The 21,139-nt window shown below is 66.1% G+C and carries 18 protein-coding genes; all 18 read left to right on the top strand.

Going from position 1 to position 21,139, the window contains the following annotated elements; genetic code table 11:
- Window positions 1–507 precede the first annotated feature (507 nt).
- On the top strand, window positions 508–1,041 hold the full coding sequence (locus ACTS1Z_RS10390; RefSeq protein ID WP_442624388.1) for a division/cell wall cluster transcriptional repressor MraZ: 534 nt from the start codon (window positions 508–510) through the stop codon (window positions 1,039–1,041).
- The gene (gene rsmH, locus ACTS1Z_RS10385) at window positions 1,038–2,015 is read left to right on the top strand and encodes a 16S rRNA (cytosine(1402)-N(4))-methyltransferase RsmH (RefSeq protein ID WP_442624387.1); all 978 of its coding nucleotides are present in this window, start codon (window positions 1,038–1,040) and stop codon (window positions 2,013–2,015) included. Before ACTS1Z_RS10390 ends, rsmH begins: the two co-directional genes overlap by 4 nt.
- Complete coding sequence (locus tag ACTS1Z_RS10380; RefSeq protein WP_442624386.1) at window positions 2,012–2,557, top strand: hypothetical protein; 546 nt, start codon at window positions 2,012–2,014, stop codon at window positions 2,555–2,557. Before rsmH ends, ACTS1Z_RS10380 begins: the two co-directional genes overlap by 4 nt.
- Entirely contained in the window at window positions 2,554–4,254 is a 1,701-nt protein-coding gene (locus ACTS1Z_RS10375; RefSeq protein ID WP_442624385.1) for a peptidoglycan D,D-transpeptidase FtsI family protein, read from the top strand. Before ACTS1Z_RS10380 ends, ACTS1Z_RS10375 begins: the two co-directional genes overlap by 4 nt.
- Window positions 4,251–5,672 (top strand): UDP-N-acetylmuramoyl-L-alanyl-D-glutamate--2,6-diaminopimelate ligase, encoded by a 1,422-nt coding sequence (locus ACTS1Z_RS10370; protein WP_442624384.1) that lies wholly within the window; start codon window positions 4,251–4,253, stop codon window positions 5,670–5,672. The genes ACTS1Z_RS10375 and ACTS1Z_RS10370 overlap by 4 nt, the downstream gene beginning before the upstream one ends.
- Window positions 5,669–7,054 carry a UDP-N-acetylmuramoyl-tripeptide--D-alanyl-D-alanine ligase gene (locus ACTS1Z_RS10365; RefSeq protein WP_442624383.1) on the top strand — a complete coding sequence of 462 codons (1,386 nt, stop codon included), beginning with the start codon at window positions 5,669–5,671 and terminating at the stop codon, window positions 7,052–7,054. The genes ACTS1Z_RS10370 and ACTS1Z_RS10365 overlap by 4 nt, the downstream gene beginning before the upstream one ends.
- Window positions 7,042–8,112 (top strand): phospho-N-acetylmuramoyl-pentapeptide-transferase, encoded by a 1,071-nt coding sequence (gene mraY, locus ACTS1Z_RS10360; protein WP_442624382.1) that lies wholly within the window; start codon window positions 7,042–7,044, stop codon window positions 8,110–8,112. The genes ACTS1Z_RS10365 and mraY overlap by 13 nt, the downstream gene beginning before the upstream one ends.
- On the top strand, window positions 8,109–9,386 hold the full coding sequence (gene murD / locus ACTS1Z_RS10355) for a UDP-N-acetylmuramoyl-L-alanine--D-glutamate ligase (protein ID WP_442624381.1): 1,278 nt from the start codon (window positions 8,109–8,111) through the stop codon (window positions 9,384–9,386). Before mraY ends, murD begins: the two co-directional genes overlap by 4 nt.
- Entirely contained in the window at window positions 9,383–10,591 is a 1,209-nt protein-coding gene (locus tag ACTS1Z_RS10350) for an FtsW/RodA/SpoVE family cell cycle protein (RefSeq protein WP_442624380.1), read from the top strand. Before murD ends, ACTS1Z_RS10350 begins: the two co-directional genes overlap by 4 nt.
- On the top strand, window positions 10,592–11,752 hold the full coding sequence (gene murG, locus ACTS1Z_RS10345; protein ID WP_442624379.1) for an undecaprenyldiphospho-muramoylpentapeptide beta-N-acetylglucosaminyltransferase: 1,161 nt from the start codon (window positions 10,592–10,594) through the stop codon (window positions 11,750–11,752). It abuts the gene before it with no gap.
- Complete coding sequence (gene murC / locus ACTS1Z_RS10340) at window positions 11,749–13,155, top strand: UDP-N-acetylmuramate--L-alanine ligase (protein ID WP_442624378.1); 1,407 nt, start codon at window positions 11,749–11,751, stop codon at window positions 13,153–13,155. The genes murG and murC overlap by 4 nt, the downstream gene beginning before the upstream one ends.
- Before the next feature lie 2 nt (window positions 13,156–13,157).
- Window positions 13,158–14,060, top strand: coding sequence for a UDP-N-acetylmuramate dehydrogenase (gene murB / locus ACTS1Z_RS10335; RefSeq protein WP_442624389.1), 903 nt, complete (start codon window positions 13,158–13,160; stop codon window positions 14,058–14,060).
- Window positions 14,057–14,554, top strand: coding sequence for a DUF4262 domain-containing protein (locus tag ACTS1Z_RS10330; RefSeq protein WP_442624377.1), 498 nt, complete (start codon window positions 14,057–14,059; stop codon window positions 14,552–14,554). Before murB ends, ACTS1Z_RS10330 begins: the two co-directional genes overlap by 4 nt.
- Window positions 14,551–15,471: a D-alanine--D-alanine ligase gene (locus tag ACTS1Z_RS10325; RefSeq protein WP_442624376.1), complete on the top strand. Its 921-nt coding sequence runs from the start codon at window positions 14,551–14,553 to the stop codon at window positions 15,469–15,471. Before ACTS1Z_RS10330 ends, ACTS1Z_RS10325 begins: the two co-directional genes overlap by 4 nt.
- Window positions 15,472–15,518: 47 nt before the next feature.
- The gene (locus ACTS1Z_RS10320) at window positions 15,519–16,391 is read left to right on the top strand and encodes a cell division protein FtsQ/DivIB (protein ID WP_442624375.1); all 873 of its coding nucleotides are present in this window, start codon (window positions 15,519–15,521) and stop codon (window positions 16,389–16,391) included.
- 16 nt (window positions 16,392–16,407) lie between these two features.
- Complete coding sequence (ftsA, locus tag ACTS1Z_RS10315) at window positions 16,408–17,667, top strand: cell division protein FtsA (protein ID WP_442624374.1); 1,260 nt, start codon at window positions 16,408–16,410, stop codon at window positions 17,665–17,667.
- Window positions 17,668–17,788: 121 nt separating this feature from the next.
- Window positions 17,789–19,474: a cell division protein FtsZ gene (ftsZ, locus tag ACTS1Z_RS10310; RefSeq protein ID WP_442624373.1), complete on the top strand. Its 1,686-nt coding sequence runs from the start codon at window positions 17,789–17,791 to the stop codon at window positions 19,472–19,474.
- 199 nt (window positions 19,475–19,673) lie between these two features.
- Window positions 19,674–21,139: hypothetical protein (locus tag ACTS1Z_RS10305; protein ID WP_442624372.1), on the top strand; the 1,466-nt coding region annotated here is incomplete at its 3' end.

Genomic DNA, 21,139 nt, shown 5'->3' with positions numbered 1-21,139 from the left:
GGCGACACAGGACGAGACCGTCCTCGCCGCCGAGGAAGAGCTGCCGCAGGAGCCGCTCGCAGAACTCGGTGTGGCGCCGGGAACCGGGCCGGTCGAAGAGACCGAAGTCGAGCCGGTCAACGAATTTCGCGAAGACGAGACGCCGGAAGGCTGAAACGCGCGAATCGCGCCCCTTTGCGCGCGACTCAGAGAGATTCGATCGGGGTGCGGGCCATCCGGCCGGCTGTCCGTCGATTTTGCGCGTCAAACGGCGCGCGCTTCGCGGTCCACGATCTGCGCAAAACAAAGATAGAACATCGTTACTTTTGCGCCGGTTTCGTGTAACGCTCAACCGTGCGGTGGTCTGAAATCCCTTAAAATACCCATGAAATGGTATTGATACCCATCGTTAACCTTGATACGCAAATCGTCCTGTAAGGGGCAGGGCGCTCCCGAACACCGACGTTCGACGTTGAATTTTCGTGATTCAGCGATGGGCAGCGCTTTGCGCCGAGGGAGAGGATCGGCGTGGAATTTTCAATTCCTTTTGGCGGACAGGCGCTGAACGCTGTTGACGGCAAGGGCCGCGTGTCCCTGCCGGCCGATCTCCGCGCCACCGTCGACCGCCGCGCCGCACAGGCCAAGGCCGCCAATATGCCGGTCGACGACAAGCTACTCTATATCGCCGAAGACGAAGAGCTGCCCTGCCTCACGGGCTTCGACGAGACGGAGTATTTCGCCCTGGCCGGCGAATTGCGAGAGCAGCGCGCCCGTGAAACCGCGCAAGGCGGGCGCAAGAGCCTGATCCGCCGCGACGGCGGCGGCACCGAGACATTCGCGCCGCTCCAGCGCGTCGTGTTCGACAAGGCCGGCCGGATGGTGCTCTCGGGCCTCTTGCGCGAAATCGGCGGGATCGAGGATTTCGCCTTCTTCACGGGCAACGGGCCGTATTTCGATATCTGGTCCCCGGCGCGCGCGTATTCCCATTACATGGCGATGGGCGACAAGCGGCTCTTGCGTGTGCTCGAGCATCTGTGCCGGGAGAAGGGGGTGGCGTTATGAGCGTTGCCGCCGATCCCAAACATGATCCCCGGCACGAACCGGTCTTGCTCGACGAAGTCATCGTCGCACTCGACATTGGACCCGACGAGATACATGTCGACGCTACCTTCGGGGCCGGCGGCTATTCGCGCGCGATGCTGGCCGAAGGGGCCGAGGTCTATGCTTTCGACCGCGATCCCGACGCGATTGCCGAGGGCGCGGAGCTGGCCGAAGCGAGCGATGGCGCGCTCCATCTCGTACCGCGCCGCTTCTCCGAGATGCGCGAGGCGCTTGCCGAGCATGGCGTGGACGCCGTGGACGGCGTCGCCATGGATATCGGCGTTTCCTCAATGCAGCTCGACCGGGCCGAGCGCGGCTTCTCCTTCCAGGCGGATGGCCCGCTCGACATGCGCATGGAGCGGGATGGCGAAAGCGCCGCCGATTTCGTGAACACGGCCGATGAGGAACTGATCGCCGATACGCTCTATGCCTATGGCGAAGAGCATCGTTCGCGCCGCATCGCCCGGGCAATCGTCGCCGCGCGGCCGATCGAAACGACCGGCGAACTGGCAGCCGTGGTCCGCAAGGCCGTCGGTCATCGCGCCGGCGCGCCCAAGGATCCGGCGACGAAAACCTTCCAGGCGATCCGCATCCATCTCAATCGCGAGCTCGACGAGCTGCGCGACGGGCTGGCCGCTGCCGAGGCCGTGCTCGCGCCGGGCGGGCGGCTGGCCGTCGTTACCTTTCACAGCCTCGAAGACCGGATCGTGAAACAGTTTCTCCGCGAGCGCAGCGGCCGCACGCCGGGGGGCTCCCGGCACCTGCCCGATGTCGCCGACACCGGCCCCGCGCCCAGTTTCGAAAAACCGGCCAAGGCGCAGCGCGCCGGCGCGGACGAACTCGCCCGCAACCCGCGCTCGCGCTCGGCAACCTTGCGCAGCGCGCGCCGCAGCGCCGCGCCGCCCTGGCCCATGGAGAGGAGGGTCACCGCATGACCATCACCCGCAAATTCCGTTCCGTCGCCTGGGCGGCGGCCGTCTCCTCGGCCGCGCTTAGCTGCTATCTGATCTCGCATCGCGTGGCGGCCGAGCGCAATGCGCTCGAAGCCGTCGAACGCGATATCCAGCTGGCGCGCGAGGATATCCTCTCGCTCAATACCGAATTCCAGACGCGCAGCCGGATGAGCCAGATCGAGGTGTGGAACCGTCGCGATTTCATTCTGACGGCGCCCGAGCCCGGGCAGTTTCTCGCGAGCGAGCTGCAACTGGCGAGCCTGATCGCAGAGCCCACCGCCGAGGCGCCGATCCAGCATGCGTCCGCGACCGACGAGCCGGACGAGAGCAACCTTATCGACGAGGAAGTGTTCGAGGCGCCCGATGCCGATACGGGCCGGCCGCAGATCCAGCAGGTGGCCTATATGGTGCCCGAGGGCGCCGACGGCCGGCCGATCGCCTTTCTCGATGCCGAAACGCGCGATGCGATTGCCGGCGAGGCGGCCCGCGAAGCCGAGGGCGAGGAGGACAGCGCGGATCGATGAACCGGCCTGTCGCCAAACCGGCTGAGGTGCGCAAGGTAAGCCTGCGGCGGCAAATGCAGCCCATCGTCCAGCAGCGGCTGATGATCGTCATGCTGCTGTTGCTGTTCGGTGTCGTTGCGGTGTCGATCCGGATCGGCTGGCTGACCGCGTTCAGCGGCGGCGAAGCCTATGCCGCGAGCGCCGATGCGAATTTGCCGCCGCGCGCCGATATCGTTGATCGCAACGGCGTTACCCTGGCGCGCACGATCGATGCCTGGTCGATCGCCATCCATCCCGACCGGGTCATCAGCGATCCCGAGGAACTCGCGCCCCGCCTCCACGCGCTCATGCCCGAGCGGACGACGCAGGAATATGTTGAGATTCTCACCTCGGGCCGGACTTTCTCCTATCTGCGCCGCCGCGCACTGCCCGAGCTTGTCGCGCAGGTGAACGCGCTGGGCGAACCGGCGATGGAATATCTGCGCGAGCCGGAGCGGCTCTATCCGCAGACCAATCTCGCCGCCCATGTGCTGGGCTGGGTCAATCTCGACGGTGAAGGCGTCACGGGCATGGAGGCGGTGCTCGAAGAACGGCTCATGGATCCCGCGCGGCGGAATGAGCCGGTCGCGCTTTCCATAGATAGCCGGGTGCAGGCCGCAGTGCAGAGCGAACTTGCCGCGGCGATGCGGCGGTTCGAGGCGATCGGCGCGGCCGGCATCGTCCTCGACGCGCATACCGGCGAATTGCTGGCGCTGACCTCGCTGCCGAACTTCAATCCCAATGCCGCAAACCGCTCGAGCGACCGGGCGCGCTTCAACCAGGCGACGATGGGCTTTTACGAGCTCGGCTCGACATTCAAGCCGATCACCATGGCAGCCGCCATCGAGGAAGGTGTCGTCACCGATATATCGCGGCGCTACAATGCCGAAGAACCCCTGCAGGTCGGTCGGCATACGATCAGCGATCTGCATCCGCAGCGCCGCTATCTCAACGTGCCGGAAACGCTCGTCCACAGCTCGAATATCGTCACCGCGCGGATCGCCGACGAACTGGGTGCCGAACGGATGCAGGCTGTGTTCCGCGACCTGCATTTTGACGATCCGGTCGATTTCGAACTGCCCGTGCGCGGCCGCCCGATCTGGCCCGATTATTGGGCGCGCACGACGATCATGACGGCGGGCTATGGCCATGGCATCGCCGTGACGCCGCTGCATCTGGCCAACAGCTATGCGACGCTCGTCAATGGCGGGCTTTACCGGCCGCTCACCCTGATGCGTCTCTCGGCCGACGAAGTGCCTCCGGGCGAGCGCGTGTTCAGCGAGGAGACGAGCCGCCAGATGCGCGGCCTGCTGCGGCTGATCGTGCAGGAGGGCACGGGCCGCAATGCCGACGCCGAAGGCTATCGCGTCGGGGGCAAAACGGGCACGGCCGAAAAGGCGGGCGGCGGCGGCTATCGCGAGAATGCGCTGATCACTACGTTCGCGGCGGCCTTCCCGATGGACGATCCCCGCTACGTGATCCTCGTCATGCTGGACGAGCCGCGCGGCGACGCCGGAACGGGCGGCGCGTCTTCCGCCGGCTGGACGGCCGCGCCGGTCGTTCGCCAGATCGTCTCTCGGATAGGCCCGCTGCTCGGCGTCATCCCGAGCGAAACCGAGGATATCGATACCGCGCATCTGCGCGCCATGCTCTGGCGTCCGCCGTCGGAGCGGTCATGAAGCTCGCCGCGCTCCTTGGATCGGACAGCGAAGACAGTCCCACGGTCACCGGCTTTGCGATCGATCACCGCAAGGTCGCGCCGGGCACGATCTTCGGCGCGTTTCGCGGCGCGCGGTTCAACGGTGAGGATTTCATTCCCGATGCGGTGAAGGCCGGCGCCATCGCGGTCGTCTCCCGCCCCGAAGCGAAGGTGGAGGGCGCGGCCCGCGTCACCGACGAAGAACCGCGCCGCGCCTTTGCGCAGCTCGCCGCCAAATTCTTCGCGCCCTTTCCCGATATCAGCGTCGCCGTCACGGGAACGAACGGCAAGACGTCCACGGTCGAACTCACGCGCCAGCTCTGGCGCATGGCCGGGCATCACGCCGCCTCGATCGGCACGCTCGGCGTGACAACGGCCGACGACCAGACGACGACCGGGCTCACGACGCCTGATATCGTCACCTTTCTCTCCAACGCAGCGGGTCTGAAGCGCGAGGGCGTCACCCATCTCGCCTTCGAAGCGTCGAGCCACGGTCTGTCCCAGTACCGCACCGAGGGGCTACCGGTCGGCGCCGCCGCTTTCACCAACCTGTCGCGCGATCATCTCGATTATCACGGCACGATGGAGGCCTATCTGCAGGCGAAGCTGCGCCTGTTTACCGAAGTCGTCGACAAGGACGGCACGGCGATCGTCTGGGCCGACGACCCGGCGAGCGAAAAGGTCGTCGCCGCGATCGAGGGTCGCGGCGTGCGCGGCATGTCGGTCGGCAAGAAGGGCGAGGCGATCCGACTCACCGGCCGCACGCCGACTCAGTTCGGCCAGACGCTCGAGGTCGAGGCCGAGGGCAAGAGCTTCACGATCGAGCTGCCGCTGATCGGCGCCTATCAGGCGAATAATGCGCTCGTCGCCGCCGGCCTCGTCTGGGCGACGGGCGACGACCTTGCCGCGACGCTCAGCAATCTGTCCCGCGTCCAGCCCGTGCGCGGGCGGCTCGAACGCGCGGTCATCACCAAGGCGGGGGCGCCCGTCTATGTCGATTATGCGCATACGCCCGACGCGCTGGAAGCCGCGATCGATGCGCTGCGCTGGCACGCCAAGGGCCGTCTGATCACGGTGTTCGGCGCGGGCGGCGATCGCGATGCGGGCAAGCGGCCGCTCATGGGCGCGGTTGCGGCGAAACTGTCCGACCATGTCATCGTCACCGACGATAATCCGCGTTCGGAAGATCCGGCCACGATCCGCGCAGCCATTCTCGAAGGCGCGCCGGGCGCAGTCGATATCGGCGGACGGCGCGAGGCGATTGCGGCGGCGGTCGCTGAGGCCAAGCCGGACGATATCGTGCTTCTCGCGGGCAAGGGCCATGAGCAGGGCCAGGAGATCGGCGACCGCATGCTGCCGTTCGACGATGTGACGGTCGCGCGGGAGTGTGCGGCATGAGCGCGCTGTGGACCTCGGATGAGATCGCCAAAGCCGTCGGCGGCGAAGCGCATGGCGATTTCGCCGTGAACGGCGTTGCGTTCGACAGCCGGGAAGTCGGGGCGGGCGATCTCTTCATCGCGCTCAAGGGCGAGACGACCGACGGGCACAAGTTTGTCGACGGCGCATTCGGCAACGGCGCGGCCGGCGCCATCGTCAGCGAGGATTGCGCGCATCCGCATGTTCGCGTCGCCGATACTATGGACGCGCTCAACGCACTCGGCGCTGCATCGCGCGCGCGGGCCGATGCCAAGATCGTCGGCGTGACAGGGTCGGTCGGCAAGACGGGCGTGAAGGAAGCGCTGTTCGCTGCGCTCGACCGCTCGTCGCCGGGCGACGTCCATCGTTCGGTCAAAAGCTATAACAATCATACCGGCGTACCGCTCAGCCTTGCGCGGATGCCGGCCGTCACGCGCTATGGTGTCTTCGAGATGGGGATGAACCATGCGGGCGAGCTTTCCGCACTCACGCAGATCGTCCGCCCGCACGTCGCGCTGATCACGGCGATCGCGCCCGCGCATATCGAATTCTTCGACAGCATCGAGGGCATCGCCGACGCCAAGGGCGAGATATTCCAGGGCCTCGAGCCCGGCGGCGTCGCGCTCGTCCCGTTCGATAGTCCGCACCGCGACCGGCTGATCGGCTGGGCCGAGCCCTATGCGGAAACGATCTGGACCTTCGGCAAGGGCGAGGGCGCAGACATCCGCGCGGTCGAAGCCGTGCGCGCGACCACCGGCACGATCGTCAGCGCCGTGCTGCCGGAAGGCGAACTCACCTATACCGTCGGCCTGCCCGGCGATCATTGGGTGTCGAACTCGCTGGCCGTGATCGGTGCGGTGGAGGCCGTCGGGGGCGATCTCGCACAGGCCGGGCTGGCGCTCGCCGAGCTCTCGGGCCTCCCGGGCCGCGGCGCGCGCTCGGCGATCCTACTCGAACAGGGCGAGGCACTGCTGATCGACGAAAGCTACAATGCGAACCCGGTGTCGATGAAGGCGGCGCTCAAGACGCTGGCCGAAGAACCGGTCGAGCGGCGCGGCGCGGTGCTCGGCGCGATGGGCGAACTGGGCGAGGATGCCGAGCGCTATCATGCCGAGCTTGCCAGTCCGGTCGCCGATGCCGGCGTCGCCTATGCCGTGCTTGTCGGCGAGCCGATGCAGGCGTTGGCCGACGCGCTTGGCAACAGCATCGACATCGTCCATGTGCCCGACGCGGCGGCGGCGCTCGCGAGTCTCGAGGGGAAGATTCGGCCGGGCGACGCGCTGCTCGTCAAGGGGAGCAATTATATTGGACTGGCTCGCGTCGTCGAGGCGCTGGCCGGTGGAAAGACGCCATGTTCGACCTGATCGCCAGCTATTTCGACTATGCCGGGCCGCTCAACCTGTTCCGCTATCTGAGCTTCCGTGCCGGGGGCGCGACGGCGACCGCGCTCCTGATCGGCCTGTTGATCGGTCCGCGTTTCATCGGCTGGCTGCGGATCAAGCAGGGCAAGGGCCAGCCGATCCGCGACGACGGCCCGATCACGCACATGAAAAAGGCGGGCACGCCGACCATGGGCGGGCTGATGATCCTCGCTTCGCTCTCGGTGTCGCTGCTGCTCTGGATGGACCTTTCGAACAAGCTCGTCTGGGCGTGCCTGTTCGTGACTTTGGGCTTCGGCCTGATCGGTTTTCTCGACGATTATGACAAGGTCACGAAGCGCCACCATGCCGGTATTTCGGGCAAGCTCCGGCTGTTCGCCGAGTTCGCGATCGCCGGTTTCGCCTGCTGGATCATCTTGGGTGAGACGGGCACCAATCTCCATCTGCCCTTCATCAACGGTCCGGTCGCCGATCTCGGCTATGCCTATTATGTGTTCGCGATGCTCGTGATTGTCGGCGCCGGCAATGCGGTGAACCTGACGGACGGGCTGGACGGGCTGGCGACCATGCCGGTGATCATCGCCTCGGTCGCCTTCATGATGATCATCTATCTCGTCGGCCGCGAGGACTACGCGACCTATCTCGGTATCCCGCACGTGCCGGGGGCCGGCGATCTCGCCATCATCTGCGCGGCGATCGTCGGCGCGGGGCTCGCTTTCCTCTGGTTCAACGCGCCGCCGGCGGCCGTTTTCATGGGTGATACCGGCAGTCTCGCGCTCGGCGGCGCGCTCGGCGCGATCGCCGTCACCGCGCACCATGAAGTCGTGCTCGGCATCGTCGGCGGGCTGTTCGTGCTCGAAGCACTGTCGGTCATCATCCAGGTCTTCTTCTACAAGCGGACCGGCAAGCGCGTCTTCAAGATGGCGCCGATCCACCATCATTTCGAACAGATGGGCTGGTCCGAGCCGACCGTCGTCATCCGCTTCTGGATCATCTCCTTCGTGCTGGCGCTCGCCGGCCTGTCGACGTTGAAGCTCAGATGACGCCCGCCCGCGCCTTTGCCGGAAAGCGCTATGCGGTGCTCGGTCTAGCGCGGACCGGGCTGTCGGTCGTCGACTATCTGTGGCGCTCGAGCGCGAGCGTATCGGCATGGGACGATCGCGAAGAGGCGCGCGAGCAGGTGGCGAACAAGGCGACGCTGGCCGATCCGCTCGAACTCGATCTGTCCAAGTTCGACGGCGTCATCGTTTCGCCGGGTGTTCCGATCAACCGCCACCCGATCGCCGACAAGGCACGCGAGGCCGAAGTGCCGCTGATCGGCGATATCGAACTGTTCGCCCAGGCCCGGCCCGAGCTACCGCCGCACAAGGTTGTCGGTATCACCGGCACCAACGGCAAGTCGACGACAACGGCGCTGATCCACCACATCGTGAAGACGGCCGGTATCCCGACCCGGCTTGGCGGCAATATCGGCAAGCCGATCCTCGGTGAGCGCGAGCTTGAAGAGGGCGGCGTCTATGTCCTCGAGCTTTCCTCGTTCCAGATCGATCTGACGTACAGTCTCGATTGCGACGTTGCCGTCTTGCTCAACATCACGCCCGACCATCTCGACCGGTACGAGAATTTCGACGCTTATGCGGCGGCCAAGGGGCGGCTGTTCGAAATGCAATCGCCGGACCATGCCAGCATCATCGCGATCGACGACGAGTCGAGCCGCAAGATTGCGGGCGAGACCGACGGCGTGGTGATCCAGATTTCGGCCGGTGGCTGCATGGATCAGTCCGGCTGGCCGTCGCTCCAAGGCCCGCACAATGCGCAGAACGCCATCGCCGCGATGAGCGTCGCCCGGCGGCTCGGGATAGGCGAAGAAGCCATCGAAGAGGGGCTGCGCACCTTCCCCGGGCTGCCGCACCGGATGGAGCGGGTCGCGGACAGGGGCGGCGTGCTTTTCCTCAACGACAGCAAGGCGACGAACCCGACCTCGACCGCCCCGGCGCTCGCTGCCTATCCGGCCATCCACTGGATATTGGGCGGCCGGGCCAAGGCCGACGATCTCGATGCGTGCGAACCCTATTTTGACCATGTGCGCGCGGCCTACACCGTCGGCGAAACGGCGGACATGTTCGAAAAGCTGCTCGAACCCTGGATGCCGGTGCGCAATTGCGGGACGATCCGCAAGGCGGTCAGGATCGCCGCCGAGGCGGCGCGCTCGGGCGAAACCGTCCTCCTGTCGCCGGCCTGCGCTTCGTACGATCAATATCGCGATTTCGAGGAGCGCGGCGACGATTTCCGCGCCGCAGTGGGGAGCCTGTCATGAACATGGAATCCACGATCGCCAAGACCGCAGCACCCGCTGCGCAGCGCCGCACCTTCGGCGACTATATCAGCCGGTCGCACAAGGGCCCGCTCGGCGAATGGTTCTGGGAGATCGACCGCGTCCTGCTGTTGCTCGTGACGATCCTGATATCGATCGGCCTGATCGGCGTGGCTGCCGCCTCGCCGGCTGCCGCCCAACGCTATTCGGGCGATTCCTTCCAGCTGCCCCAGCTCTATTTCTTCTACCGCCAGCTCATCTGGCTGGGCGCGGGCATCCCGATCATGCTGGTGATCTCGACGATGCCGAAGGAATTCGCGAAGCGTTTCGCGCTCGCCGGGGCGGTCTGCTTCTTCATTCTGCTGTTGCTCGTTCCGTTTCTGGGCAATGAGGTGAACGGCGCGCGGCGCTGGATCGGCTATGGCGTTGCGACGCTTCAGCCGTCCGAATTTTTGAAGCCCTTCTTCATCGTCGCGGCGGCCTGGCTCCTCTCGCTGCGCGTGACGCAGGATCCGACCCTGCCCGTCGTCTGGGCGACCGCCATCCTGACCGGCGTCATCGCGCTCCTGCTGATGCGCCAGCCCGATTTCGGCCAGACCGTGATCTTCGGCAGCGTCTGGATCGTGATGCTGATGATCTCGGGCGTGTCGACCAAAATATTGGGCGGTCTCACCGCGATCGGCGTCGCCGGCATCGGCGCGGCCTATGTTTTCTATCCGGTCGCGACGACGCGCATCAACAATTTCCTCTTCGCCGAGGGCGATACATATCAGGTCGACAATGCGATGCGCACGCTGACCAATGGCGGATTCCTCGGCGTCGGTCCCGGCGACGGCGAGATGAAATACAGCCTGCCCGAGCCGCATACGGATTACATCTTCTCGGTGATCGGCGAGGAATTCGGTCTCATGGCCTGTCTCGCCGTCGCCCTCATTTTCGGGGCGATCGTCGTGCGCGTGTTCGTCAAGCTGATCGACGAGGAGAATATCTTCTACCTGCTGGCTTCGGCCGGCCTCGCCACCCAGTTCGCAATCCAGGCGCTCATTAATATGGCAGTAAATCTGGATATGGCACCGTCCAAGGGCATGACGTTGCCTTTCATCTCCTATGGCGGCTCGTCGCTCATCGCGCTGTCGATCGGCTTCGGCCTGTTGCTCGCTTTCACGCGGCGCAACCCGCACCTGCCTGCCCTCGAAAGGCGGTTGTAGATGGGCGCGCGGCACTTCGTTCTCGCCGCGGGCGGCACGGGCGGGCATATCATCCCGGCCTTCGCGCTCGCGACCGAGCTCAAGAAGCGCGGCCATTATGTCGCGCTCGTCACCGACGAACGCGGCGCGGCGATCCCCGGCACGTTCGAGGGCGACGAGAAGCATATTCTGCCCGCCGGGCGCGTAACGAAAAACCCGCTCGGCTGGTTTCGCGCGGCGAAGAATATCTGGCGCGGCCGGGCCATGGCGCGGCGGCTCTATGAGAGCTTCGCGCCCGAAGCGGTGATCGGCTTTGGCGGCTATCCGGCGCTCCCGGCCCTGCTCGGCGCATTGGCGGAAAAGATCCCCTGCGCGATCCATGAGCAGAATGCCGTGCTCGGGCGCGTCAACCGGCTGCTGGCGGGCCGGGTCGATGCGATTGCCGCCGCCTACAAGGAAGTCGGCCGGCTCAAGGACAAGCATCTCGGCAAGACGCATCTGATCGGCAATCCGGTGCGCGAGGAAGTCGCGGTTCTCCGCTCCCAGCCTTTTCCCGCATTGAGCGAAGACGGCATCTTCCGGGTGCTCGTCACCGGCGGTAGCCAGGGCGCGAGCGTGCTGTCGAACGTCGTGCCGGACGGGCTCGCGCTGTTGCCGCTCTCCTTCCGCCGCCGCATGCAGGTCACCCAGCAATGCCGCGAAGAGGATATCGAACGGGTGCGCGATCGCTATGCCGATCTCGCCATCCCCGCCGATCTCGCCACTTATCTGCCCGACCTGCCCGAGCGGCTGGGCTGGGCGCATATCGTGATCGCGCGCGCGGGCGCGTCGACCATTGCCGAACTCACGATGGCGGGGCGGCCCGCCATTCTCGTGCCGCTGCCGATCGCGACCGACGATCACCAGACGGCCAATGCCCGCGAGATGCAGGCGAGCGGTGGCGCACGCGTCATCAAGCAGAGCCAGTTCACGCCCGCCGAGCTTGCCAAGCAGATGCAGAAGCTCGGTCTCGAGCCCGAAGCGCTGATGAACGCCGCCGGCCGCGCGCGCAGCGCCGGCTATCCGAACGCGACGCGCGATCTCGCCGATCTCGTCGAACGGCTGGGCCAGGGCGGCGGCCGCGAGGCGATGCTCGTCGGTTCGCCCAAGGCGCTCAAGCCTGCCACTGGAGCCGCATCGTGAAGGGGTTCGGCACCGATATCGGCACGATCCATTTCATCGGGATCGGCGGGATCGGCATGTCGGGCATCGCCCGGGTCATGCACAATCTCGGTTATAGCGTGCAGGGCTCCGACATTGCCGAGGGCGCGGCGGTCGAAGCGCTGCGCGAGCGCGGCATCCCGGTGTCGGTCGGCCATGATCCGGCCAATCTCGGCGATGCGGCGGTCGTTGTCACATCGACGGCGATCCGGCGCGGCAACCCCGAAGTGGAAGCGGCGCTCGAACGGCGCATTCCGGTGGTTCGGCGCGCGGAGATGCTGGCCGAGCTGATGAAATTGAAAGCCACGGTTGCGATTGCCGGTACGCACGGCAAGACGACGACGACCTCGCTGGTCGCGGCGATGCTCGATGCGGGCGGGCTCGACCCGACCGTCATCAATGGCGGCGTCATCAACGCCTATGGTGCGAACGCCCGGGTCGGCGAAGGCGACTGGATGGTCGTCGAGGCCGACGAAAGCGATGGCAGTTTCCTGCGGCTCGACGGGACGATCGCCATCGTCACCAATATCGATCCCGAACATCTCGATCATTATGGCAGCTTCGACAAGGTCAAGGACGCGTACATAGAGTTCGTCGAGAATGTGCCCTTTTACGGCGTGGCGCTGCTCTGCCTCGATCATCCCGAAGTGCAGGCGATCATCCCGCGCGTCCGCGACCGGCGGATCGTAACCTATGGTTTCGGCGCGCAGGCCGATATCCGGGCGGAGAATATCGCGGCTGACAATGGCGGTAACCGGTTCGACGTCGTGGTCCGCGACCGGGACGGCGCGACGCGGACGATCGCGGGCATCCGCCTGCCCATGGCCGGGCGTCACAATATCCAGAATGCGCTCGCCGCCATCGGCGCGGCTCTCGAACTCGGCATCCCTGACGATGTGATCGCGGGCGGGTTCGCCGATTTCGGCGGGGTGAAGCGGCGCTTCACCAAGGTCGGCGAGGTTGGCGGCGTGACTGTCATCGACGATTACGGTCATCATCCGGTCGAAATCCGCGCGGCGCTGGCGGCGGCGCGCGAGGCCACGCCCGGCAAAGTCTTCGCCGTCGTCCAGCCGCATCGCTACACGCGGCTGCGCGACCTGCTCGAGGATTTTGAAACCGCCTGCAACGATGCCGATACGGTCTATGTCACGCCCGTCTATCCGGCGGGCGAGGAGCCGATCGAAGGGATTTCCGGCGAAACGCTGGTGAGCGGCCTCAAGGAGCGCGGCCATCGCGCGGCGCACAGCGTCGCCGACGAAGCCGGGCTCGCCGCCGCGCTTTCCAGCGAAATCGCAAGTGGCGACATGATCCTGTGCCTCGGCGCGGGCGACATCACCCATTGGGCAGCGCGGCTGCCGCAACGGCTGAAGGAGGCGATGGCATGAACATGGCCGATGCGCTGACCGGACTCCCCCCGCTCGAAGGATCGGTGAAGCGGGGCGGCAGTCTCGCCGATTTCACCTGGTTCCGCTGCGGCGGCCCGGCCGAATGGCTGGTCAAGCCGAGCGATATTGAAGACCTGTCGCAATTCCTGAGCCAGCTCGACCCGGCGATACCCGTCCTGCCGGTCGGCGTCGGCTCGAACCTCGTCGTGCGCGATGGCGGGGTGCGCGGCGTCGTCGTCCGGCTGCCGAAGAGCTTCGCCGATATCAAGATCGAAGACGATCACCGGGTGCGCGCGGGCGGCGCGGCGATGGGTATCACCGTCGCGAGCAAGGCGCGCGACGCCGGGATCGCCGGTCTCGAATTCCTGCGCGGCATTCCCGGCACGACCGGCGGCGCAGTGCGCATGAACGCCGGGGCCTATGGCCGCGAGGCGAAGGATATTCTTATCGAGGCGACGCTTGTGCTGCGTGACGGCACCGTCGAGACCTGGCCGCTCGAAAAGTTCGACTATAACTATCGCCATTCGGCGGTGCCCGAGGGCGCGGTCGTCGTCGATGCGCTGTTCCAGGGCGAGCCCGGCGATCCGGAGAAGATCGGCGCGGAGATGGACCGGATCGCGGCCGAGCGCGAAGCCTCGCAACCGCTGCGCTCGCGTACCGGCGGATCGACCTTCAAAAACCCGCCCGGCCACAAGGCCTGGGAGCTGATCGACGCGGCCGGGTGCCGCGGCCTCACCATCGGCGGCGCACAGGTCTCCGAAAAACACACCAATTTCCTCCTCAATATCGGCGGCGCAACCGCGGCCGATATCGAAGCGCTGGGTGAGGAAGTCCGCCGCCGCGTCTTCGAACATTCGGGCATCGAGCTCGAATGGGAAATCCGCAGGGTGGGAGATGCCAGATGATGGGTTGGCGGAAGCTCGATAGCGCCGAACAGAAGGTGGTTGCGGACATTCACGAGCATGGATGCCACGTTATGCATGTGTTCGACGAGCATGGGACCTATCCCGATTTTTCATATTCGATAGGTTTTCCTGAAACCGTAAGTCAGCCCGAAGTCATCGTGTTCGGACTTAAGCCAGAACTCATGCACTACATGATCAACGATGTGCATCGCCAGTGCTCGAACGGGCTCGAGCTGCAAGACGGCATAGAGGTCGGAGACCTTGTTGAAGACCATGATTGCAAGCTGCGGTTCGTGCACGACAAGGCGAGCATTCGTGAACATTTCAGCTTTGCTATTTGGTACCATCGGTCTCAGCGGAAAGAGCGGATGACCGAGGCTTATCAAATAGTATGGCCGGGGGCCAAACAAGGTCTTTTCCCATGGGAAGAAGGTTGTGACACCGACGTTATCGACGCTCAACCTGCGCTTTACGCGGTGGGAGATGCCGCATGACCGAGGCCCTCACTATCGCGGTGCTGATGGGCGGCTGGTCGGCCGAGCGGGAGGTCTCGCTGATGAGCGGCGAGGGCGTCGCCGAAGCGCTCGAAAGCCTCGGCCATAGCGTCACGCGCGTCGATATGGATCGCAACGTAGCGGCGGTGCTTGCCGAGATCCGGCCCGATGTCGTGTTCAACGCGCTGCACGGCACGCCGGGCGAAGACGGGTCGGTGCAGGGCATGCTCGATCTGATGCAGATTCCCTATACCCATTCCGGCATGGCGACCTCGGTCGTCGCGATCGACAAGGTGCTGACGAAGCAGGTGCTCATGCCGCATGGCATCCCGATGCCCGGCGGCCTGATCGTCGAGAGCGAAAGCCTCTACACGAGCGATCCGATGCCCCGGCCCTATGTGCTCAAGCCGGCGAACGAAGGGTCTTCCGTCGGCGTCGCGATCGTCACCGACGACAGCAATTACGGATCGCCGATAGCGCGCGACGCGGCGGGGCCTTGGCAGGAATTCGAAACCCTTCTTGCCGAGCCCTTCATCCCGGGCCGCGAACTCACGACGGCAGTGATCGGCGACCAGGCGCTCTGCGTCACCGAACTCGTGCCGAAGAGCGGCTTCTACGATTACGACGCCAAATATACCGACGGCATGACCGATCATATCTGCCCGGCCGACATTCCCGAAGACATCGCCGAACGATGCATGGATCTCGCTTTGGCCGCGCACCGGTTGCTCGGTTGCCGCGGGACGAGCCGTTCCGATTATCGCTGGGACGAGAGCAAGGGCGCCGAAGGCCTGTACCTGCTCGAAGTGAATACCCAGCCGGGCATGACGCCGCTCAGCCTCGTGCCCGAACAGGCCAAGCATGTGGGCATGAGCTATCCCGAGCTCGTCCAGCGAATAGTGGAGGAAGCGCTATGAGCCAGAGGAAACCCCGCCGGACTGCCGCGCCGAAAAAGCGCGCGACCGTGAAACGCAGGCCCGCGAAACGGGCGCAGCGCGAGTCCGTCTCCGCGCAGCTCGCCACGGTGCTTCCGATGCAGGAGGATACGATCCGCCGCACGGGCCGCTGGACGATGATCGGGGTCTTCGCGCTCGCAGTACTCGCCGCGGCGATGATGTTTCGGCTGCCGCAGATGGCGGCCTGGCAGGTCGGCGAGGGCATCGGCCGGCTCGGCTTCACCATTGAACGCGTCGAGATCCAGGGCATCGACCAGATGGAGCGGTTGCCGGTCTATGCCGTCGCGCTGGATCAGCCGTCCATGGCCATGCCCAATGTCGATATCGCGGCGATCCGTCAGCGCGTGGAAGCGCTGAGCTGGGTGCAGGAAGCGCGGGTCTCCCGCCGCCTGCCCGATACGCTGGTCGTGGCGATCACCGAGCGGACGCCGGTCGCCGTCTGGCAGCATGAGCAGCGCCTCTATCTCGTCGATACCGAGGGCGAAGTGCTCGAAGAGGTCGCGCTCGACGCGATGCCTGACCTGCCGCTGATCATCGGCCCGCGCGCCAATCGCCAGGTCGCCAATTTCGAGGCGCTGATGGATCGTGCGCCGGCGCTGCGGCCGATGCTGTCCGGCGCCACCTGGGTCGGCAACCGGCGCTGGGATTTGCGATTCCAGTCGGGCGAAACGCTGGCGTTGCCCGAAGGTGAAGAGGATGCAGGGCGCGCGCTTTTGAACTTCGCCCGGATGGACAGCCAGAACGGCTTGCTCGGCGAGGGCTTCCGGCGGTTCGACATGCGCGTGCCCGACCGCTTCGTCGTGCGCGTCGCGCGCGATGCGGAGCGGCCGCCCGCGCCGGCCGAGAGCGACGCCGAAAGCGGCGATTCCGACGCGACGTGAGAGGAGGGGGATAGTCATGCCACAAAGCCGCACCGATAATCTGATCACCGTACTCGATATCGGATCGTCCAAGATCTGCGCGATGATCGTCCGCAATCCGGACGGCAGCGACCTGCAAGTGCTGGGCACAGGCCAGCGCGAAAGCAAGGGCATCCGCCGCGGCTATATCGCGGATATGGAGCAGACCGAGGCTGCGATCCGCGCCGCGGTCGAACAGGCCGAGCGCATCGCGGGCACCAATATCGACAGCGCCTGGGTCGGCTTTTCGGCGGGCGGGCTCGTGAGCAAGGTTACGACGATCGAGGCCGATCTTGGCGGATACCGGATCGAGGACGCGCATATCCGCGATCTCCATATGGCCGGGCTCAACGCGATCGATCCCGAGGACATGGAAATCCTCCACGCCCATCCGACGCTTTACACGCTGGACGGGCTGGAAGGCGTGAAGAACCCGCTCGGGCTCCATGCCGATCAGCTCGGCGTCGACATTCACGCCGTGCTCACCGAACGCTCGCCGATGCGCAATCTCGATCATTGCGTGCGCAGCGCCTATCTCGGCGTCGACGGGATCGTCGCCTCGCCGGTCGCCACAGGCTATGCCTGTCTCAGCCAAGAAGAGCGCGAACTGGGCGTTGCGCTGGTCGAGCTTGGCGCGGGCGTCACCAATGTCTCGCTGTTCGCCGGCGGCATGCTGGTCGGGCTGACTTCGATACCGATCGGCGCGGCGGACATCACCGATGCGGTCGCGACCGAATTCGCGATGCGCCGCGCGCAGGCCGAGCGGATCAAATGCTTCCACGGGTCGGCGACGACGAGCCCGCGCGACAATCACGACATGATCGATATCACGAGCAAGCTCGATGAAGAGAGCGGCGAAGCCCCGCGTATCACGCGCGCCCAGCTCGTATCGGTGATCCGCGAACGGCTCGAGGATTTGATGGCGCAGATCGGTACCGCGCTCGACGAGATGGGCTTTACCGGACCGGTCGGCCGCCAGGTCGTGCTGACCGGCGGCGGGGCCGAGCTCAAAGGCATCGCCGATTTTGCGCAGGGCGCGCTCGGGCGAACGGTCCGCACGGGCCGGCCGATCGCACTGGCCGGGCTTCCCGAAGCGCATTCGGGACCCGCTTTTGCGACGCTGGCAGGGCTCGCCCGCTTCGCCGCCGAAGGACCGCAAGACCTGCGCGCCATGCAGAGCCAGGTCCAGCTCGTCCACCGTACGGCGAAGGGCAGTTTGTGGAGCCGATTCATGGCTGCGTTCAGGAGTGAGTATTGAGCGATAAAGCGAGCTTTATCCACGAGTCGCGGCACTTTTTCGCTGGCAACGGCGAGTCATATTGGTGTAGTATTTGTTAATGCTTTGATCAGGATGCGAAATCGCAAGGGGAGACCACGTCATGAGCATCGAATTCACCCGTACCGAAGTCAGCGAATTGCGGCCGAAAATCTCTGTGATCGGCGTCGGTGGCGCGGGCGGAAATGCGATCGCGAACATGATCGAGGCCGAGGTTCAGGGCGTCGATTTCATCGTCGCAAATACCGATGCGCAGGCGCTCAATCACAGCTCCGCCGATACGCGGATCCAGCTCGGACCCAAGATCACCGAAGGTCTTGGCGCCGGATCGCGGCCCGAGATCGGCCGTGCCGCCGCAGAGGAAACGCTTGCCGCTATCGATGACGCACTCGAAGGCTCCCACATGTGCTTCATCGCAGCCGGCATGGGCGGCGGCACGGGCACCGGCGCGGCGCCGGTGATCGCAGAAGCAGCGCGGAAGAAAGGCATCCTGACCGTCGGCGTCGTCACCAAGCCGTTCAGCTTCGAAGGGTCGCGGCGGGCGAAGTCCGCGGACTCCGGCATCGAGGAACTGCAAAAGCATGTCGATACGCTGATCGTCATCCCCAACCAGAATCTCTTCCTGATCGCCAATCCGGACACGACCTTCAAGGATGCGTTCAAGATGGCGGACGAGGTGCTTCAGCAGGGCGTGCGCGGCATCACCGACCTGATGGTCATGCCCGGCCTCATCAATCTCGACTTTGCCGATGTCCGCTCCGTCATGGAGGAAATGGGCAAGGCGATGATGGGCACCGGCGAGTCCGAAGGCGATAATCGCGCCCGCGAGGCGGCCGAAAAGGCGATCGCCAACCCGTTGCTCGACGGCGTGTCGATGCAGGGCGCCAAGGGCGTCATCATCTCGATCACCGGCGGCGAGGATATGCGCCTGATGGAGGTCGACGAGGCCGCCAACCACATCAAGGAACTGGTCGACCCGGACGCGAACATCATCTGGGGTTCGGCGTTCAACGACGAGCTTGACGGCAAGCTGCGCGTATCGGTCGTTGCGACGGGCATCGAAGCCGAAGCGGCCGGCGAGGCCCGGCCGATGCCGGCCAAGGTGTTCAGCTTCCCGTCCGCGCGTGACAAGGCGGAGGAAGCCGAAACCGAGACTGTCGAAATGACGGAGGAGCCGGTCGAGGAAGCGATGCCGCTCGCGAAGGACGAGCCGGAAATCGCCGCACCGTCCGAGCCGATGGAGATCGAAGCGCCCGAGGCTGAAACCCCTGAAATCGCTGCGGAATCGGAAGCCGAGGAAATCGCCGAAGAGCCTGCTGCCGAAATCGAAGAGCCTGCTGCCGAAATCGAAGCGCCTGCCGAGCCTGAACCCGCCGTGACGCGCATGTTCGACGATACGACGCCGACGCCGACCGTTACCGAGCGGCCGGCCCGCCCGACCTTCACCGTCCGTTCCGCCGGCGAAGAGCCGAAGGAAGTCTCCGCTGAGAAGACGGAGACGATCACCGACGATGAGGACGAGCTGCTGCTCGATGCGGGCAATATCGTCTCTTCGGGCGACGCGGACGCCAAGACGCCCGCGGCCAGCAAATGGATCGCCGAGGATGCGAAGGCCGAAGATGCGCCCGCTGCGAAACCGGCGCGCGCCGGCGGCACGCTGTTCGAGCGCATGTCCAACATCGCGCGCGGCGCGGCGAAGGTCGAAGGCGAAGAGAAGAAGGCGGCGTCCGGCGGCGGCAGCGATTCGATGGATATCCCGCGCTTCCTGAACCGGCAGAACAACCAGTAGCCATGTGATTGGCGGTCTGAGCCGTTCCCGCGTCGCGCGGGGCGGCTCATGCCGTCGTTTCGCCGTCGAAGCGCGGCGCTTTATCGCGTAGCCATGCAATCTAGCGCGTGCTTTCGGGCATCACGCTGTCTATGATCGTCGCGTAATGCCTCTCGCCCCGTTTTCCGATCGCAGAAACCGTGTCGGCGCCCGTGCGCTCATGCTCTCGCTGCTCCTGGCGGGTACCAGCGTTGCGGCGCCGGCCGCCGCGCAGAACCCGCAGGCCTTTCCGTTCATGGACCGGGCGCAGGACGCGCAGGCGGCCGTGCGCAGCCTCAACCGGAACCTCAGCCGGCTGGCCGACAATCCCAACGATGCCAATGCGCTCGTCGGCGCAGGATCGGCGGCCCTGACTCTGGATGATGCCGAAGCGGCGCTCGGCTTCTTCGTGCGCGCGAACGAGCTCAGTCCGCGCAACGGCCGGGTGGCGGCGGGCCTTGGCGGCGCGCTCGTCCGGCTCGAACGGCCGCTCGAAGCGATGCAGCAGTTTCGCGAGGCCGAACGGCTCGGCGCGCCGCTGATCGAATATGCGGGCGATCGCGGCCTGGCCTATGACCTGCTCGGCCAGCCCGCGCTCGCCCAGGCCGACTACCGGCTCGCATTGGGCCGCAACCCGAGCGACGATCTGCGCAAGCGGCTCGCGCTCAGCCTCGCCATCTCCGGCGATCGCGACGGCGCGCTTGAAGTGCTCGATCCGCTGCTCCGCGCGCAGGACATGACGGCTTGGCGCACCCGCGCGTTCGTGATCGGGCTGACCGGCGATGATGTGCGCGAGACGATCGAGGCCGCCGCGATCGCGCTGCCGCGCCGCGAGCTCGAAATCCTCACCCCCTATCTCGGCCGGCTTTCGCAGCTCAGCGATGCGGGCAAGGCGCAGGCCGTCCATTTCGGCAATTTCCCGACGAGCGGCGACGGGCCGCGCTACGCCCTGTCCGATTTCCCAGATCTCGCCGCGGCCGGCACGCCGGGCGCCGGGCTCGTGCCGCAGGGCGAGGCGCTCGGCCAGCGCAGTGAAGCCCAGCGCCGCCGGGAAACCCGCCGCGAGCAGCGCCGCCGCGAGCGCCGCGAAGCCATCGCCCGCCGCGTCGCCGCACGCGAAGGCGCATCGCGGCGCCGCCCCGGCCGCAGCCAGCCGGTGGAGATCGCGCAGGCCGAAGTGCCCCCGCCGCCTGCACCGCCTCCACCGCCCCCGCCACCGCCACCACCTCCTCCTCCGCCACCTCCACCGCCGCCCGCACCTGTGCCGCCGCCGCCGCCCGCACCTGTGCCGCCGCCGCCCGCACCGCCTCCACCAGCGCCCGCTCCACCGCCGCCACCGGAATCGCAGCAGCAGGCCGCGGCGCAGCCCGGCTTCTCCGAGCCACCGGCTGGTCGGCCGGCGAGCGCGCAGTCGCCCGATGTGGAAGAGCAACTCGATGTGACGCCATCGAGCTTCTCGCTTGCCGATCTCGAGGCGGAGCTGCGGGCGCGTGCGCAGCGCGAAACGCGGGCCGAGGCCCAGCAGCAAAGTGCGCGGGCGCAGCCGGAATCGCTCTTGCCAGCCGCGCTCGCGGCCCTCACGCCCGCACCGCCACCGCCACCGCCACCGCCACCGCCACCGCCACCGCCACCGCCACCGCCACCGCC

It is taken from the genome of Parasphingopyxis sp. (assembly GCF_052168295.1).
Taxonomy (GTDB): domain Bacteria; phylum Pseudomonadota; class Alphaproteobacteria; order Sphingomonadales; family Sphingomonadaceae; genus Parasphingopyxis.
This window is presented reverse-complemented; position numbering and strand designations above follow the sequence as displayed.